This window comes from Sphingobacterium sp. WM (assembly GCF_029542465.1).
In the GTDB taxonomy this organism is placed as follows: Bacteria; Bacteroidota; Bacteroidia; order Sphingobacteriales; family Sphingobacteriaceae; genus Sphingobacterium; species Sphingobacterium cellulitidis.
This window is the reverse complement of record NZ_CP120709.1, coordinates 1,597,926-1,617,040: the sequence shown is the minus strand read 5'-3', so window position 1 is coordinate 1,617,040 and position 19,115 is coordinate 1,597,926. Positions and strand designations below refer to the sequence as shown.

General features: G+C 37.1%; 13 protein-coding genes. 7 read left to right on the top strand and 6 right to left on the bottom strand.

Annotated features, from left to right (window positions below; translation table 11 throughout):
* Position 1 precedes the first annotated feature (1 nt).
* Entirely contained in the window at positions 2 to 1,102 is a 1,101-nt protein-coding gene (locus tag PZ892_RS06905; RefSeq protein WP_277712581.1) for a ThiF family adenylyltransferase, read from the bottom strand.
* Positions 1,103 to 1,108: 6 nt separating this feature from the next.
* Positions 1,109 to 1,921, bottom strand: a complete 813-nt coding sequence (locus tag PZ892_RS06900; protein ID WP_229678272.1) for a hypothetical protein — start codon at positions 1,919 to 1,921, stop codon at positions 1,109 to 1,111.
* 750 nt (positions 1,922 to 2,671) lie between these two features.
* Between PZ892_RS06900 and PZ892_RS06895 the strand changes: the two genes are divergently transcribed.
* From PZ892_RS06895 to PZ892_RS06885, 3 genes are all read left to right on the top strand, one after another.
* On the top strand, positions 2,672 to 4,183 hold the full coding sequence (locus PZ892_RS06895; protein ID WP_277712580.1) for a PAS domain-containing protein: 1,512 nt from the start codon (positions 2,672 to 2,674) through the stop codon (positions 4,181 to 4,183).
* 2 nt (positions 4,184 to 4,185) lie between these two features.
* Entirely contained in the window at positions 4,186 to 4,596 is a 411-nt protein-coding gene (locus PZ892_RS06890) for a response regulator (RefSeq protein ID WP_182498789.1), read from the top strand.
* A 179-nt stretch (positions 4,597 to 4,775) separates the two neighbouring features.
* The gene (locus PZ892_RS06885) at positions 4,776 to 5,354 is read left to right on the top strand and encodes an XRE family transcriptional regulator (RefSeq protein ID WP_182498790.1); all 579 of its coding nucleotides are present in this window, start codon (positions 4,776 to 4,778) and stop codon (positions 5,352 to 5,354) included.
* Here the strand turns inward: PZ892_RS06885 and PZ892_RS06880 are convergent.
* Genes PZ892_RS06880 through PZ892_RS06865 form a run of 4 tightly spaced genes read right to left on the bottom strand, consistent with a single transcriptional unit; the run spans position 5,351 to position 11,939 of the window.
* Entirely contained in the window at positions 5,351 to 6,787 is a 1,437-nt protein-coding gene (locus PZ892_RS06880) for a c-type cytochrome domain-containing protein (RefSeq protein ID WP_277712579.1), read from the bottom strand. The two genes, PZ892_RS06885 and PZ892_RS06880, sit on opposite strands and share 4 nt — an antisense overlap.
* Positions 6,784 to 7,671 (bottom strand): TIM barrel protein, encoded by an 888-nt coding sequence (locus PZ892_RS06875; protein ID WP_277712578.1) that lies wholly within the window; start codon positions 7,669 to 7,671, stop codon positions 6,784 to 6,786. Before PZ892_RS06875 ends, PZ892_RS06880 begins: the two co-directional genes overlap by 4 nt.
* Positions 7,672 to 7,678: 7 nt before the next feature.
* Positions 7,679 to 9,178, bottom strand: a complete 1,500-nt coding sequence (locus PZ892_RS06870; RefSeq protein ID WP_277712577.1) for a DUF1501 domain-containing protein — start codon at positions 9,176 to 9,178, stop codon at positions 7,679 to 7,681.
* A gap of 4 nt (positions 9,179 to 9,182) precedes the next feature.
* Positions 9,183 to 11,939 (bottom strand): DUF1553 domain-containing protein, encoded by a 2,757-nt coding sequence (locus PZ892_RS06865; protein ID WP_277712576.1) that lies wholly within the window; start codon positions 11,937 to 11,939, stop codon positions 9,183 to 9,185.
* A 366-nt stretch (positions 11,940 to 12,305) separates the two neighbouring features.
* On the opposite strand from PZ892_RS06865, the gene PZ892_RS06860 reads away from it, so the two are divergent.
* From PZ892_RS06860 to PZ892_RS06845, 4 genes are all read left to right on the top strand, one after another.
* Positions 12,306 to 12,632, top strand: coding sequence for a DUF6660 family protein (locus PZ892_RS06860; RefSeq protein WP_277712575.1), 327 nt, complete (start codon positions 12,306 to 12,308; stop codon positions 12,630 to 12,632).
* Positions 12,633 to 12,749: 117 nt separating this feature from the next.
* Positions 12,750 to 17,102: a CusA/CzcA family heavy metal efflux RND transporter gene (locus PZ892_RS06855; RefSeq protein WP_277712574.1), complete on the top strand. Its 4,353-nt coding sequence runs from the start codon at positions 12,750 to 12,752 to the stop codon at positions 17,100 to 17,102.
* Positions 17,062 to 18,417 (top strand): efflux RND transporter periplasmic adaptor subunit, encoded by a 1,356-nt coding sequence (locus PZ892_RS06850; RefSeq protein ID WP_277712573.1) that lies wholly within the window; start codon positions 17,062 to 17,064, stop codon positions 18,415 to 18,417. Before PZ892_RS06855 ends, PZ892_RS06850 begins: the two co-directional genes overlap by 41 nt.
* Positions 18,418 to 18,514: 97 nt before the next feature.
* Positions 18,515 to 19,114: a hypothetical protein gene (locus PZ892_RS06845; RefSeq protein WP_182498796.1), complete on the top strand. Its 600-nt coding sequence runs from the start codon at positions 18,515 to 18,517 to the stop codon at positions 19,112 to 19,114.
* Position 19,115: the final 1 nt, after the last annotated feature.

The window sequence follows — 19,115 nt, the reverse complement described above, 5'->3', positions numbered from 1 at the left end:
GTTAATTAGTACTATTCGCACTTAGAATCTTTTCTAAATCCACGTAATACCTACCTGAATTTAGCGTTTGATTCAATAATAATTTCCTTGAAGCCCAAGTGGAAATTCCACCACCTAAAATAACTTCTGAGGCCAATTGAGGCCATGATTTCAGCGATTTCCCAAGTTCCGGCAAAGAATCTTTCATCCTTTGCGACAAATCCTTAGCATTGACAATTTTCATGAGAATTCCCATTCGAGAATTAGGATCCAAGGCCTTAACTTCTTCGAGAGAAAGGTCCCCTACTAGTCCGTGAAAGATTTGTAAATCGGGATTTAAATCAAATCGCTCTATATCTAACATAGCTCTATCATTGGTTTCCATAATAACTGGAATTCCTAATGCACGAGCACGAAGTCTACTTTCGACCTTGACTTCAAAACTATCACAGACTTCAATCAATAGGTCTAACTTTTGATCGCCAAGTAAAAAGTCTTCGAAATTATCAGCATGAACTCCTTCAGGGAAGATTTCAATTTCCAGGTAAGGATCAATTTCAAAGATTTCCCTTGCAGCCAGAATAACTTTCGGGGTTCCAAGATGGAAAACACCAGCCCGCAATCTATTTAGATTACTCAGATCCAGACTATCAAAATCTGCCAGTTTTAGTTTACCACAACCGCGCTCCATGGCTATCGTCAAGGCCACAGATTGCCCAACTGACAGACCTAAAATCCCAATGGTTTTAGTAGCAAGGAGATCTTGCTCCTCTTGAGAAATTTTTAACTTATTTCGGTTTGTTCTTACCTCGATAAAATCCTGACGGTTCAAAATGTGTACTAAAGTTTTCCTCCATGGGTAAAATACCCATGCTCCCAATTCTTCCAAAGGTTGATTTTTACTGAATAAACGAAGAAATGCCTGAAATTGTTCTTCATTTTTTTCAGAAGTTGGATTTCGACAAACGAAGAGGTCGCGGACCTGACGTTCAAATTCATCCTGAATAAAAACGATCTCATTGGCATCAATAAGATCTTGAATTTCTTTGACATCCCCAGGTTTCGATTTATCAAAAAATATGGGTTTGAAAATATTTTTGGAGTCGGCTATTAGAGCTTTCATAATCAATTATAAAATATTTACCTCATCAGGATTTAAGCCTTGGTCCAAGGACCTAGGGCCATCAGCCATATGGATAATTTCCTGTAAGTTCCAATCCTTTAAATCATTCAGACTAAGGTCGTAATGGATTTCGATTTCTTTGTTTCGGAGGACTTCGATTCGAGGTCCTACGGCTAATTCCCTTAAGGAAAGAATGGCATTTCGGTCTTCCTCCGACGCGGTGGGTACATTCACAACATCATCCAAAACCATCGTAGTCGCAAGGAGGTCTAATTTGGGATAATAGAAGGTTCCATTATTGCCAACTCCAAATTCTTGTCGATAACCGACAGCTTTCGTTAAATTAATGGTATATGGAGCACAGAGTGCGAAGAGTGTTTTTAAACCAATTCTGGGTGCAATGGCGATTGCTGCGCGGGTTAGAAATATACTTCCAATCCCATAACCAGCAATTTCTCGGGAATTCCAAAGTCCACAGCCTTCGCCTGTTCCTTCTTGAGCATAAGACCATACTAGATCAAAAATTTTGGGGTCCATTTTTCCGGTGGCTTCTTCAATAGGGAGTGCTTGGGTTCCTCCGGCTACGTGAATTCGAGCCCCACCATAAACATTTTCTCCATCCAACGATTCAACAATCAACACAAAAGATGCAGGATTAAACATCCATTCATCCTTTGAAGAGGTAACTTTCTTGACGCCAATTGAGGTCAAAACGTGTTCATGACCTTTGATAAATCGTAAACAAGTTTCAGGGTCATCTATTGCTCTAAATGCCCTTAACCTAACAACAGGTCTACCATTTTTTAAAATTAATGTCACTTTTCCTTCGGCTATTTTTAATAAATAATATAAAATTTATTTTAAAGCTAATATTGCCAGCATCACACTAACATCCTTGTCGTCATATTAGTTAATTTATTGACACAATCAGCTTATAAAAACCAACACTGTTAATTGAAAAATTACCTTAATTCTATAGTTCTCGTTCGAACAATAAATGTTCTATGACAAATCTGGTTTGGTTCTTCATGCATTTTTCAATGAATAGGATGCTTTTTCTAACGATTCCAATGTAGTCTCCAATTAAGAGATGAAAATATCATTTACAATGACATCGGTTAATATTATTAAATGAATTAAAATTTCTTAAACTCATAAAATAAAATACCCCCTCATTTTCCTCGCATTTATTCATTTACAAATGCATAAATTCAATCTTTCAATGGTAGTACGTATAAAAATTTTGCAGATAATTTTCAACAAAACCCTTACAAAAGAACGCATTACCACGATTTAGATTTAATAATTGTGTTTATTAATAGTAAGTGTCATCATGATTATATACTCAGGTTAACAGGCACAAGTTAGCACTTTTTTTAATCTTATTTAATAAAATTTAAACGATAATGTATCGATTTTAGGGATTTTTCATGGAGTCAGGAACAAAAATTTCTTTATCTTTACTATAATTCTGGTATAGGTTTTCTAAAAACCTCCCGAGGAACACTAAAATATCTCACACTAATTATCACATCTACCAGAATAAAACTGGACAATTGCTTAATTGAAATGAAAATTCAAAACGCAGAAGACGAAATAAACTCGCTGAAAAGAAGACTGAAAGATTATGACCAACTCATTTCGTCCATCGATGATATCATCTTTGAAATCGATCAAGATGGTAGGATTTTGAATTGTTGGACCTCTACACCGGAGGAATTATTTTTTGAAAAGGAGAACTTCATCAATAAGACCATTGAAGAATTGTTTCCTGAAGAATTTTATAGAAGCATTTTTTATATCCTGAACAAGTCCTTTAGCAAACGCAAAGGTTATTCACTAAAATACAGGTCACCGTTTAAGATTGAATCTGAACAATGGTATAGATTAAAAACAAGAATAATCGATGATGTATCAGACCGACTTTTAATTATTATCACTAATATTACCCGCGACCAAAGGCTTTTTTCAAATATTCAAATCAAGGAAGAAAAGTTCAACAGAGCGTTCAAGAACTCTTCCATTGGGATGCTCCTCTTGAGTAGTAAATTGAAAGTGATTGAATATAATCAAGAATTACAGGATATGTTAGGCTATCCGGAAGCCGAAGAAATGTTGGAGAAAAAGCTAACCTCCTTCATCGACCCCGATCATTTAGAATATGTAAAAACGGCGATGGAAGAAGTAAAAGACGGGATTAAAGAAAAAACTATTATTGAAGCAAGCTGCATCGGCAAGGATGATCGTCCGATTTGTTGCCTAATCAATATTTCCTCCATTCGGGATGTTTCAGGAAAACTTATTTACTTTCTTTGTCAAATTCAGGATCTTTCTTTATTCAAAAACAATGAGATCAAACTTAATCAGCAAAATATTTTGTTGGAAAAAAGGAATTATGAATTAAAAGTAAAAGTAAATCAATTAGAAGCCTATAATCAGATTCTTACCCATAATTTGCGGACGCCAATCAGTAATATTGAAATGATTATTGGGCAATTGATTGAAGAAACTGATCCCAAAGAGAAAGAGATATTAATTAAATACCTAAAACAGAGCAATACTAAATTTCTGAATTTATTTGATCGACTAATTGAGAGCTTAGAAATTCAGAATTCCAATGATTCACTTTTTCAGATTTCTAATATGGAGGAAATATGCCAGCACCTCCTACTCCATTTTCAATCTAAGATTGAGAGTAAAAAATTGGTGATCGCTTGTGATTTTGAAGTCAAGGAAATTGCTTTTCCAGCAATCTATTTCTATAACATCATTCTTTATCTTATCTCAGAAAGTTTAAAGGGAGTCCAGTCCAATAAAGAAATTGCTATAAAAATAACTACTAAAATTGTAAACAATAATATTCAATTAATTGTTAAAAATAACTGTGAATCAATACGTTGTTTTGGAATTGAAAGAGAGCTAGAATCGAATGATTTAGAGGTAGATGAAAATACGTTGTTAGATTTGCATATGGCAAAACAACAAATCCAGAATTTTGGTGGTAACATACTAATTTCCAGAGATGTTGAATACGGTAATGAAATCATTATCACTTTACCAATTACTATCAAAGCCGAATAATTATGAATGATACCATAAAGGTTGCATTAGTAGATGATGATTCCATTTTTTGCTACCTCTTCAAAAAATACATGGAGAATTACACTCATAAAAAAATTGAGTTAAAGATTTTCTCTGATGGAATAATTGCGGCTGAATATTTTAGAAATAATGCGAATAATGCAAGTAGTTATCCGCAATTCCTGTTTATTGATATTAACATGCCATTGATGAATGGTTGGGAATTAATGAAAACCATCCGTGAAGAAAAGCTATTTCCAGAGAAAACTGTTCGAATTTATATCATAAGTTCATCCATTTGCATTACAGATCGACAAAATAGAAAAGACGAGTATCAATATATTGAATACCTAACTAAACCAATAAACTCCAAGACCTTATTTGATGTCCTAGACACCTCTAAAAACGATTAATAGTTAATTATACGCTTTATATTAAAACCAATTATTACTTAATATTATTAATTCATTACAGCTAGCAATTGTTAACAATATATTATCATTTAATTTATTTCACTAAAAACACGGTGAATACAGTCTAATTTTCTTTAATAAGATTAACTTTGTTGCGTTCTTATTAATAAATTAAGGCTATGCAGGATCGCACTATTTTCAAAATAAGTAGTAAAATAAAAGAAATCAGGAAGCAGAAAGGTATTACTATCCAAGCGTTAGCTAATCAAGCTGGGGTGAGTAAAGGATTAATCTCTCAAATAGAAAATAACAGAACCGTTCCATCGCTTTTGGTTTTAATCAACATTATTAATTCGCTTCAAATTGATCTTGATGAATTTTTTGAAGATTTTAAAGGTGCAAGAGAGCAAGGAATAGTACTTGTCATTAAGAAAGATGAGTATAGCCATTTTGAAAACGAACAACATAGTATTGGTTTCGACTACCAACGAATATTAAATAGCAATATTGAAAGCCACAATGTTGATATTGTATTATTACAAATAGCTCCTAAGGTAGAGAATACAGCTATTAAATCCGATGCATTCGTTTTTCAATATGCCATCCAAGGGCAGATTGAGTACATATTTGCGGACCGTACGATTCAACTGGAAGAAGGAGACTCCTTAATCTTTAACAGTAGATCAGCGTATGCAACAAAAAACATCAGTTCCGAAAAATGCCTTTTGCTAATGGTGAATTTTATTAAAAACAATTAATACTTAACGGTATCAGATTCTAAGAATGGTAAATTATAGTTTCCGGTATCGATTTTTGATTTCCCATTAGTTTTTTGCGCCTCTGGATTGAACTTAGCATCAGTTTGAAAAGCATAAATATTGCTTAGTGATTTGATTGAATTCAACTGTGTAATTCCTTGTTCGGAAACTTTTGTTCCCACCAGATTGATATAGTTTAATTGAGGTGCAGTTTTTAGCAAAGCGAGACCTTGGTCACTAACTCCAGTATATTCCAGATGTAATCGCATCAAATTTGGCATGGCTGCGATTTGCTTTAAACTCTGATCCGTTATTTTCGTATGTCCTAATTTTAGTTGAACAATGTTTTCTTTGATTTGCATCAATTCTTCCAAGTCTTTATCCGTTAATTCAGGATAATTGATGGCATTGACAACAACATAATTATTTTCCGCTGAGACTGGTAAGATTTTGATTCCTTTCGCCTGCCAATCATTGATTTTGTTTTCTGGTAAGGAAGGAGCTTCAGGTAAACTCGCGTATAATACTTCACTTTCCTCACTTTCTGCAGGACTTTCGAGTTTTTTTAGGATGGCAGCAATTTCCGGATTTTGTTGAATCTCACTGACTTTATTCTCGAAAGAAAGTCCTGAGTCGATCCACCAAGCAATCAATTTGATTTGGTCTTGGGTAATTGGCTTCCTTCCCTTTGGCGGCATTCTATCTTCATGGCCTTCCGGCAGGATTAATCTTGCATATAATTCACTTTTATCTTTGTTTCCCTTGATTAACAACTCTCCTGAATCTCCTCCTTTTATAAGGTTCTCCTTACTATTAAGTGCAAAGCCTCCCTCCTGCTTTTTCTCACCATGACAGCTCTGACACCTGGCTTGAAAAATAGGCTGGATCACTTCATTGTATACCTGAGCATTTTGTACATTTTCCAAAGGCAATATTTCATTTTCTTCAGGTTCAACACCCATAAAGTCCTTGATTGCGGTTGGCAAAGCATCTTTGATATAACCTTTTCCATGGGTTAATGTTCCACCGAAATGACCCGTAAAACCTAATAGTAAAACGATAATTCCAAGGAACAAGAAACGCTGAGACCGAAGTTTAGCAAGTTTATCTGTGCTGGAACCTTCTTTTTTATAGAGTACATAGGTAAAACTACTAACGATTGCTACGGCAATTCCCAGTTTCTCATGAAATTCCAATACATCTTCATCATAACCGCCGTCATTCGATAGGAGAAATCCCGTCACTGCAGCAACTATTGCTGCAACTGCACCGACCAATAATGAAAAACGAATTGCCGGGTTAAACTCGTCAGTCTTTTTGAATTTTCCAAAAAGCGCCATAAAAAATGCCAGTACCAACATTCCAATTGGCAAGTGTACTAAAATAGGATGAAATCTCCCGATAAATGAACCTAACTCTTCAAAGAAAATCATAACGATTGGTATCTATTTTTCAGGAGGTCTAACATATATTTATTAATTGTCCATTGGTCAGCCACAGGCTGTTGGGTATAAGGTAAGGTTGGCAGGTATCCATCTGGGCCAAATTCCATACACATCGTTAAAGTCTTTTTTCCTTGTTTTTTATGCAGTTCCACAATTTTATCCCACCAAGCGAGGTGTTGGTCAAGAGCAGCTTTCCATTCAGGAGCTGCAGGATCATTTACCTGAGGTCCTTCAGGATGTCCAACCCGTGTATGGATATGTCCTGTCCGCGATAAGGCTAAATCCACCACGTCTTTTTGATCAGTAAGCAAAGATTCATGAACTACACACCAATGCGAGATATCCAGCGCTAGTGTTAATTCAGGGATTTTCTTTAAATATTCTTGCGTAATATTTGCTGCGAAACTAAATCTTCCGCGATGAGTTTCATGGTAAATCGGAATACCAGACTGCTTACTGATTTCAAAACCTAGTTGAATTAATTTTTTATTCTGTTCAAAACTGTAATATTCCTTACCCGTATGGCAATTAATATAATCAGGTTTTATTTGAATGGCTTCATTGAGGCTATTACGAAAAGATTCATAATAAGACTCAAAATCCTTACCTCCGCCACCTGCTAAAATCCCAAGGCTTAGATTATTATTTTTCAAAGCGGTTAACATCTCCTTTCTTTCAGTTTCGGAGCCTGGCAACCAGGTTTCAACACCATCATATCCAGCAGCTTTTACTTTTTTGGAAAAGACCTCCCAAGAGTCAGTCATTCCCCAATTTGTACAATAATATTTTATGTTCAAGTCTGATTTGGATTGCCCAAGCAAGACATTCCATTGGCATGCCAATACGATAAATAAGCAGTAAATTAATCTCATTTTATGATTAAATAATATCCTTGATTACAACACCTTCAACATCTGTCAACCGGAAAGGCCTTCCTTGAAATTCATAGGTAAACTTTTCATGATCAAAGCCCAATAAATGGAGCATGGTAGCATGCACATCATGCACTGAAGATCGACCACTAACACCAGTAAAACCAATTTCATCCGTTTCACCATAGCTGATACCATTTCGGATACCTCCACCAGCCATCCAAATGGTGTATGCATCGGTATGGTGGTCTCTGCCTAAAAATGGCATATCATTATTATCCCGATTTTCCTGCATTGGCGTTCTTCCAAATTCCCCACCCCATACGACCAGGGTTTCTTCCAGGAGTCCGCGTTGTTTCAAGTCCATGATCAAAGCGGTCATTGGACGATCAATTTCACGACATTTATTTCGAAAACCTAAGTCAATTGAATCTGCAGGATTTGTACCATGGCTGTCCCAGCCCCAATCAAATAATTGCACAAAACGAACTCCTTTTTCCACCAGTTTTCTGGCTAAAAGGCAGTTGTTGGCAAAGGATTCCTTTCCTGGTTCTGTCCCATATAATTCATGGATATATTCAGGTTCATTATTGATATCCATCACTTCAGGAACCGCAACCTGCATTTTATAAGCCATTTCATATTGGGCAATTCTGGATAAGGTTTCAGGATCTTTAAAGGTCTTAAACTCTTCTTTATTGACGGTATTTATAGCGTCTATGGCATTACGTTTTAAATCGCGGTCCATCCCTTCGGGGTCTGCAATATATAAAACAGGATCACCTTTAGAACGGCATTGAACCCCCTGATAAACGGAAGGCAAGAACCCACTTCCCCAAACACTTTTTCCGGCATCTGGGGTTTTACCTCCTGAAGTCAGCACCACAAAGCCAGGGAGATTACTATTTTCAGAGCCCAGACCATAAGTTACCCAGGAACCGATGCTCGGTCTTCCCAATCGGGCACTCCCGGTATGCATAAATAATTGTGCGGGTCCATGGTTAAACTGATCGGTATGTACTGCCTTCAAGAAACTAACTTCATCAACCACCTTGCTAAAATGAGGTAAATGGTCAGAAACCCAGGCACCACTTTGGCCATATTGCTTAAAAGTTGCTTGAGGGCCTAACATTTTAGGAACTCCCCGGATAAAGGCGAAGGTTTTTCCTGCCAATAAAGACTCCGGACATGGTTGATCATGCAATTTCTGTAAGGCCGGTTTATAATCAAATAATTCTAGTTGCGATGGTGCTCCAGCCATGTGTAAATAAATAACATTCTTGGCTTTTCCAGCAAAATGTGGCGCACGTGGGCTCAAAGGGTTCAATGAATTCAAATCAACCTCATCAGCCTTTCCAGAGGAAAGAGGACCTATACAATTTGCCATCATGCTGCCTAAAGCAATACTACCAATTCCAGCGACACATTTCTTTAGAAAATGTCTCCTAGTTTCTGCCTGTAATTGTTTATGGTATGCTTCTTTTACCAACCTATCAAAATCTTTCATCCTCTTATGATTTGGTTAAAAATTCATCTAAATTCAATAATGCATTTGCTACCAATGTAAAAGCAGCATCTGTTAATAATTCATTACGATTTGCAGCCTTATGGTTCTCACCCATGAACTTTTCAGCTTCACCCGGTCTCTTCTCAAAATTCTCCAAGGCCTGCGCATAGAGCTTTTCAAGGGCAACTAATTTATCCTCAGAAAGTTTTCTAAACATGGTATGCTGGTAACCAGCGGCAATACTACTTTTCAGATCACCCTTGCCTTCCTTTTTCATAATTGATGCAAGACTTTTTGCTGCTTCAATATAGACTGGATCATTCAAGGTAGTCAATGCTTGTAAAGGAGTATTGGTTCGGATTCTATCCACCAAACAAACCTCCCTACTGGAAGCATCAAAAGAAATAAAGGAAGGATAAGGACTAGTACGTTTCAAGAAGGTATAGATTCCTCTTCTGAATTGGTCCTCGCCTTCGCTCTTTTTCCATGCTTCCCCGCTGTAAACCGTCATCCAAACCCCATCAGGTTGATAAGGCATCACACTAGGTCCGAACATTTTATTGCTCAATAAGCCACTCACCGTCAAAGCCTGGTCACGAATTTGTTCGGCTGATAACCTAAATCTAGGCCCTCTTGCCAAATAGTAATTTTCAGGATCTTTCTGTGCGTCTTTGGATTTCAGACTAGAAGATTGTTTATACGTGGATGAAAGCACCATATCCTTAATCAAGGATTTAATACTCCAATTCTTTTCATGCATCAGGTCCAAAGCCAAATAATCCAATAATTCACGATGGATTGGCGGAATACTTTGGGTTCCCATATCGCCTAATGGTTCAACGAGTCCTCTTCCAAAAATTTGAGCCCATACCCTATTCACTACTGTTCTAGCCGTAAGCGGATTGTCCTTAGCAACTAACCATTGCGCAAAACCTAGACGGTTATTAGGAGCATTCTTTGGAAATGGATTCAAGGTTTCCGGAACTTTTGGTTCCACGACATCCCCTAAAGCCAATCGATTTCCTCTTTCGAAAACATGCGTTGTACGCCTCATCTCCTTCGGATTCTCGATCATGATTGGCACGGATGAAGGGTTCGTATTTACCAATTGAAGGATACTTTTTTGAATGTGCTCTGAATTAGGTGCATCCGTATTTGGAAATGGTTCACGGAATGCAAACCATTCAATCATACAAACAGGTTGATCTTTACCAAGATTAGGATTTTTAAAAACTAGGTATAAATCATGTCTTCCAGTGACTTCAGCAATTGGAGCTTGAATTACCTGCCTACCATTTGTATTTGGAAGGTCGATTTCAGCTATGATTCCACCACCAATGGTATCCTTATGGATTTCCAGTTTACCACCCGTATTACCGGTCCAGTAATTTAAGTAAATCAACTTTTTCCCATCTAACTGAATATCCCTTAATCTGGCATTACCACCATTTCTTACCCCTAACCATTTGGTATCATACAATGCAGCGTTGACCAATCGATCTGAATAATGAGCATGGATTTTTGGTTCCAAGCTTTTCAAGAATAAATCGGTGGAATGCAATAGTTTTTCATTTCCGTATTTACTAAGCCAGGTTTTAATACTGTCTACACGTAATTGGTCGGCTTCACCATAGAATCTTAGTCTTGGATGATCACCTTCTGTATCTTCGTCGCGGGTATTATTAAAAAAGGCGACAGATTTATAATATTCCTCAAACTTAAATGGATCATAGGTATGACTATGGCATTGAACACATTCAAAAGTGGTACTTAGCCATACTTGGTAAGTTGTATTGACACGGTCCAGGACAGCTGCCACACGGAATTCCTCACTATCGGTACCACCTTCATCATTATTCATGGTATTTCTATGAAAGGCTGTAGCAATTAATTGATCCTTGGTCGGTTCAGGCAATAAATCACCGGCCAATTGCTCAATGGTAAATTGATCATAAGGCATATCCTTGTTAAAAGCCTTAATTACCCAATCTCTATATTCCCAGATTTGCCTAGATACATCCTTTTCATATCCTTTGGTATCCGCATATCTCGCCATATCCAACCACCATGAGGCCCATTTTTCACCATATTGTTCAGAAGCCAACAAGCTATCGATACGTTTCTCATAGGCATCCTCACTTTTATCATTAATAAACGAATTTACTTCAGCAAGACTTGGGGGAACTCCAGTCAGGTCTAGGTACAGCCTTCTTAATAAAGTTTCTTTATCCGCTTCTTCAGCAAAAGAAAGTCCTTTTTCATCTAATTTATCTTGAATAAAGTAATCGATATTATTGGAGATTCCATCCGGTTTAAAGCCAAACAAGGAAGCGAAGGAGAATGACTTTGGTACTTCCACCGTTTCAGGTAATTCATAAGCCCAGTGTTTACCCCATTTAGCACCTTGATCTATCCATTTCCGCAAAATATCAATTTCTTTATCATCCAATTTTGCCGCATTATAAGGCATCCTTAATTCAGGATCATCCTCCAACAAACGCTTAATTAAATTACTATGTTCAGCATCTCCACGGATAATGACAGGTTCACCAGATTTGGCATTCGCAAATGCTTCTTCTTCAAACAAAAAACTCAAGTCCCCATTCTTCTTCACTCCACCATGACACGAAATACAATGTTTGTTTAAGATTGGTTTGACATCATTACTAAAATCCACTTCCTCGTGGTTATGTACAGTAAAAAAACCAACCGTTACAATCAGCACAGCCAAAGCAGAAAAAACTAATAATTTCCTTTTCATTTCGGGTTTATATTACTTCTTGATTATTAGGTTTATCATTCAGACAATCATGCATCTTGTCCTTCACTGTAAAAATAAATTAGAATTAATAGACAAGCTAATACTAGATTGACCAATATTAACACTTTATTACCCTAGCCCATGAAAATCAATGATGGATTCAGGTTGTTATACAATAATTTACTATGAATCAGATTTATAATGATTTAAATTACTAAAAATTTAGTCTAGAATATGTATAAATTTTGAGACCAATAAAATAGTCCCAAGAATTGGGATTATAAGTTCGGATACTACTCTTGTATCCCATCTTAAGTTAATTTTTGCCAGATTTTATAATTGGGATTAATTTTTATATTTGTAATAATGAAGTTTATTTCTTCCATATTAATGATTTATGTCATGGTTTTAACCCTAATTCCATGCAGTGATCATATTGGGGAAACGCATACACATGATCATGGTAAGATCAGTCATCAAAACCATGAGAAAGAGGATACCAATGGCACAGAAGATAGCTGTACTCCATTTTGTACCTGTTCATGTTGTGGAATTTCGTTGACTGCTGCTAGTTTCCATATTTTCCAATTGGAAAATCCGGCGGAATCATTCAATCATACCGAACTTCAAGAAAAGGAATATCCTTTGGTAACCAAATACCAAGAAAACATCTGGCAGCCGCCACAAGCTTAATTTTCAGTATTATTTTCATTTATCCTAAACATTCAGCTTAGGATTATACTTAATGTAGGTAGAACTAATTCATACCTGCAGGACAATCAATAAATTGTTGAATTTAAAGCTATTCACGTGCTCGATAAGATCATTAAATTTAGTATTAAGAACAAGATCATTATAGGGATAATGACATTGGCATTAATTGTTTGGGGGCTTTGGTCTGCAAGCAAACTGCCGATTGATGCAGTCCCTGATAATACAAACAACCAAGTTCAAATATTTACAAGTACTCCTACCCTTGCCGGTCAGGAGGTTGAGAGGTTAGTCACCTTTCCAATAGAACAAAGCATTGCAAATATTCCTGATATTGAGGAAATAAGGTCTATTTCTCGATTTGGACTTTCCGTTATTACGGTGGTCTTCAAGGAGGAGGTCGATATCTATTTTGCGAGACAACTAATCAATGAGAAGTTAAATGAGGTCTCGGAAGATATTCCAAAAAATATCGGGAAACCTGAAATGTCTCCTGTCAGTACAGGATTGGGTGAAGTCTACCAGTATATTATTCACCCTAAGAAGGGAAGCGAGAATAAATATACCTCAATGGACCTCCGTGAAATCCAGGATTGGATTGTAGCGCGGCAACTTTATGGTACACCTGGAGTTGCAGAGGTCAACAGCTTCGGAGGACAATTGAAACAGTATGAAGTAGCAGTACATCCAGATCAATTGAGAGCAATGGGCGTAAGTATTCCAGAAATATTCACTGCCCTTGAAGAAAATAATCAAAATACAGGAGGTGCCTATATAGATAAAAAACCTAACGCATACTTTATCAGAGGAATAGGACTCGTAACTTCATTAGAAGATATAGGTAATATTCCAGTGAAAACCAATGGTGTAGTACCAATTTTCATCAAAGATGTTGCCGATGTACGTTTGGGATCTGCGGTTCGTTATGGGGCCTTAACCTATAATGGTGAGGTCGATGCTGTTGGTGGTGTAGTCATGATGCTGAAGGGGGAAAACAGTAATGAGGTAGTCAATCGAATCAAAGAAAAACTCCCTACCATTCAAAAATCTTTACCGGATGATATTATCATTGAGCCCTATTTAGACCGGACCGACTTGATTGACCGAGCGATTAGCACGGTAGAAAAGAACCTTGTTGAAGGAGCATTAATCGTGATTTTTGTTCTGGTTCTTTTTCTAGGAAATTTGAGAGCAGGTTTGATTGTTGCATCTGCCATTCCATTATCCTTACTTTTTGCATTAGGGATGATGAATGTCTTTGGTGTCAGCGCTAATTTGATGAGCTTGGGAGCAATTGACTTTGGGCTCATTGTAGATGGGGCGGTCATTGTTGTTGAAGCGACCTTGCATCATTTAGGACTTCGGAAATCAACACATCGTCTATCCCAGCAAGAAATGGATATTGAGGTGTTTAACTCTGCCTCGAAAATCAGAACCCAAGCTGCTTTTGGGGAGATCATCATCCTGATAGTTTATATTCCAATATTAACCCTGGTTGGTGTAGAAGGGAAAATGTTTGCTCCTATGGCAAAGACCGTAGGTTTTGCCATATTTGGAGCCCTTATTCTTTCCCTGACCTATATCCCAATGATGTGCGCTTTATTCTTGCCTAGAAAAGGTCATGACAAAAAAACCTTCAGTGATAAGTTTATTGAAAAGCTGCATCAGTGGTATGCCCCTTTATTTGAAAAAGCTATCCGCGTAAAATATGTAATTGTATCCATTGCGGTTGCTATCTTCTTATTTAGCATTTTCATTTTCAATCGCATGGGTGGTGAATTTATACCGCAACTCCAAGAGGGCGATTATGCATTTCACTGTATCCTTCCTCCCGGCACCTCCTTGAGTCAGAGTATTGAAACATCAATGCAAGCCTCCAGAATTATTAAAAAATTTGATGAGGTAAAAATGGTGGTTGGGAAAACAGGTTCTGCGGAGGTACCAACCGACCCTATGCCTCCTGAGGCCACAGATATGATGGTTATTCTAAAACCGCAGAGCGAATGGACTTCAGGTAGGTCTTATGAAGAACTTGGAGATGCCATCATGGAAAAATTGGAAGTGATACCAGGGGTTTTCTTTGAAAAAAATCAGCCGATTCAAATGCGGTTTAATGAACTAATGACTGGAATTCGTCAAGATGTCGCGGTGAAAATATTTGGAGAAAATCTGGATAGCTTAATGAGTTATGCCAATAAGGTAAATTCAATTATACAGACCGTTCAAGGCACTACGGCTCCGCAGGTGGAGCAAGTTACTGGCCTTCCGCAAATCAATATTAAGTATGACCGGGTTAGAATGGCGAATTATGGGCTAAGCATCGAGGATGTCAATGATATTGTCAGTACAGCTTTTGCAGGAAAAAGTAGTGGAATGGTCTACGAAAATGAAAGAAGATTTGATTTGGTCGTTCGTCTACATGATGAACATAGAAACAATATCGATGATGTCAGTCAATTATTGATACCTACAAAAAACAATCAACAGATCCCATTATCCCAGGTTGCAACTATTGATTTTACGGTTGGACCTGCACAGATAAGTCGTGAAGAAGGGAAAAGAAGAATTGTAATAGGCTTTAATGTTGCAGGCAGAGATGTTCAATCTGTTGTTGAAGAAATTCAGCAAAAGTTAAGTTCTGAAGTCAAGTTGCCTTCGGGCTATTATTTCACCTATGGCGGTCAATTTGAGAATCTTCAAATGGCAAGTGCGAGATTAATGATAGCTGTGCCTATTTCCCTGTTGTTGATTTTTATGCTTTTGTATTTCACTTTCCATTCCTTTAAACAGGCGATTTTGATTTTCACTGCTATCCCTATGAGTGCCATTGGTGGGGTTTTCGCATTACTGATAAGGGATATGCCTTTTAGTATCAGTGCCGGCGTTGGCTTTATAGCTTTATTTGGTGTAGCAGTATTGAACGGGATTGTGTTGATTGGCAAATTCAATCAATTGGAAAAGGAAGGGATTACAGATATTATTGAACGTGTAAAAATAGGGACTGAAATTCGATTAAGACCAGTATTAATGACGGCGACCGTTGCTTCCTTAGGTTTTTTACCAATGGCAATCAGTACCAGTGCGGGAGCAGAAGTGCAGAAACCATTAGCCACCGTGGTGATTGGAGGATTGATAACGGCAACTTTGTTGACCTTATTTGTATTACCCTTATTGTATATAATTTTTGGTTCAAAAGGAAAAATAAAAGGTGGGAGAATGAAAACAGTTGTTTCCATAATTGTATTAATATTGTTAAGTTTTTCAACGTTAAATGCTCAGCAAAAAATCGGAATTGACGAAGCAATTCGAATTGCCGTAGAGAACAATAAAGGCATCTTAGTAAATGACTTGGAAATTAAAGCCAGTGAAAGTCTATTGAAGACTAGTGGAGAATTACCAAAGACGGATTTAAATTTTCAATATGGCCAGAATGATGGTTTTGAGCAAAATGATGCGATATCCATTGCCCAAACGATTCCTTTCCCATCCTTATTCAAATCTAAAAAAGCCTTGATTAATGAACAGATAAAAGCCAAACAGGTTGAAAAATCTGCCAACTTGATTCAATTAAGACAGGAAGTTCGGACTTACTTTTATCAAATTGCTTATTTAGAAAACAATGACAGGGAGTTAAAATCTTTGGACAGTATCTATAAGGATTTTATTCGAATAGCGGAGGTCCGATATAATGCTGGTGATACCAAGAAAGTGGATATCAATACTGCCCAGGCAAAACAGGGAGAAATCAATCTACTGTTCACTCAAAATGAAATGTTAAAGCGGAATGCCTATAACAGCCTCAAAAACTTGATGCAGATTTCTGAGGATTTTGAGATTGAAACTGCTGATATTTTCGAGCCAATAAAGCTTACGGAAATTTTAGATACTTCAAAGATTTCTGAACATCCACAGATTCAAGCGCTATATCAGCAAGCAAAGATTGCTGAGTCTAGTAAAGCTGTTGAAAGGGCATCTGGCCTACCTGATTTTAATATTGGTTACACCAATGCATCCTTAATTGGGATGCATGAACGTAATGGCATAGAGAAGTTCTATGGACGTGGACAAAGGTTCAATTCCTTCGATATTGGGATTGCCATTCCGTTGACTTATGGAAGCACGAAAGCAAAAATCAGGTCCTTGGATTTTGAAAAACAAGCAGCAGAGATGTCCGCTGAATGGGAAAAACAAAAACTACAGAATGCATATATCAATTTGATGAATCAATATGAGCAGAATCTTGCTCAATTTAATTACTTCAAAAACAATGCACTTCCGAATGCCAATGAGATCATCAATGCGGCAAAACTCGGATATTCTGCAGGAGACATCTCCTATGTGGAATACCTGTTTGCCTTACAGACCACCACTGATATCTATTTGAATTACTTGCGTAGTATTCAAAGTATCAATGAGTCAGTTATATCAATTTATTCAATTATCAATCTATAAAAATATGCGTATCCTTAATAAAATAAAACTTTTCATTTTTTGCCTGCTCCTCATTGGTTTTGTGTCTTCTTGTACATCTAAAACTGGAAAAACAGAAGAAGCAGCAGAGCAAGAAGGAGAGCATGGGCATGGACATGGTTCTACGGAGAAAACAACCATTACCTCGCTGACCGAGGAACAAATCAAGGAGGTTGGAATTCAATTTGGCCAAATCGAACAGAAAAATTTAACTGCTAAAATTTCTGCCAATGGGGTTTTAAATGTTCCAAATAATAATAAATCCAGTGTCACTCCATTATATGGTGGAGTCGTACAGACCTTAAATGTACAATTGGGTGATTATGTTCGGAAGGGACAGACTGTAGCGACAATTATCAATCCTCAATTTATCCAATTACAGGAGGATTATTTGAATGCTAGCAATGAAATACAAGCTGCAGAACAGGAATTACAAAGACAGCAAGAGTTGAATGCTGGAAATGCAGGTGTCAAAAGGAATTTGCAAAATGCGGCCAGTAATCTTAATATTTTGAGGACAAAGAAGGCTTCTTCTGCAAAGCAGCTTCAAATGCTGGGGATTAATCCAGGTTCCGTTTCTACGAGTTCATTAAGGTCAGCATTATCCATTTCAAGCCCTATCAATGGGGTGGTATCAAATGTATTTGCAAAACTAGGAAGTTATGTAGATGTCTCCTCTCCCATTGTTGAGATCGTGGATAATAGTATGATTCACTTGGATCTTCAGGTATTTGAGAAAGACTTGACAAAATTAAAAATAGGTCAGGAGATAAACTTCACCACCACCAACAATCCTTCACAAGTGTATTCAGCAAAAGTATCCAGAATAGGTGCTTCCTTTGAAAATGAGAGCAAAACCATCGCTATCCATTGTTTGGTAACAGGAGATAAAACTGGATTAATTGATGGAATGAATACGACAGGTTCAATTAGCATTGATAATGTCAGCAGTCCGGCAGTTCCAGATGAGGCCATTGTAGAATCAGAGGGTAAGACTTATATTTTTGTGGAGACCACAAAAGAGGCAGAGGAAGAACATGAAGGTCACGACCATGGAGCTGAAGAAGAACATAATCATGCTGAGGAGCCACATGTTCATAAAGAGGGTGAAACACATGATCATAGTCATGAAAAAACAATCAATTTTGAGAAAATAGAAGTGCTAAAAGGGGTTTCAAACATGGGTTATACAGGGATTACAACAGTTGTTGAAATTCCACAAAACTCAAAAATTGTGGTTAAGAATGCTTTTTTCATCAACGCAAAAATGATTGGAACAGTGGGGCATAGTCATTAAGGAAATATAATTAGAAGGGAACAAAAAGGATTTCGAATTCTTTTGTTCCCTTTTCAACTATTTTTTGTTTTGATTGTTCAACCACAAAGAACGAGTTATGAAGAATTTTATTCCTGCACAACATGAAGGAAAGGATATGACTATTTCCGATTCGGTTGAATTCGAAAATGAGATTCAGGCGAAGAATTTTTATTTAGAAGCAAAAAACAGGGTTTTGGCAATAAATGATTGGGATGAAATCGGGAAGTTTTCAATTTCCACCTTTGAGCATCTTGATCCCTTTGGCAAACATTCTGAGGAGAAACCTCAAGAAGGTGACTTTGTTAAGATTGATATTCCAGGACCAGGTTTGTGGAGTAGTTCGGGTTATGATTATGTGCAAATTGAACAAATCACTGAGACCTCAGATAATTCCGAAGAATTATTCAGCTTGACTTTACGACCAAGTTCTATGCCTATGGGGAATGATGATCATGAGACCAAACATTTCTTTAAGAATATGGCTACTTCCACCCTTCAAATCAAGAGGGATGGAAAAACTGTAGAGGCTTCCTATTACGGTCGTAATGAAGTCATGAACTTGGATCTTAACTCCATCATTGATCGGCTTCGAAATATTTTCGTGGCTTTAGGTGCAAAACTAGGTGCATCCTATCCGCAATGGAAGTCCTTAATTGCTGGAATATTGGAGAAATAAC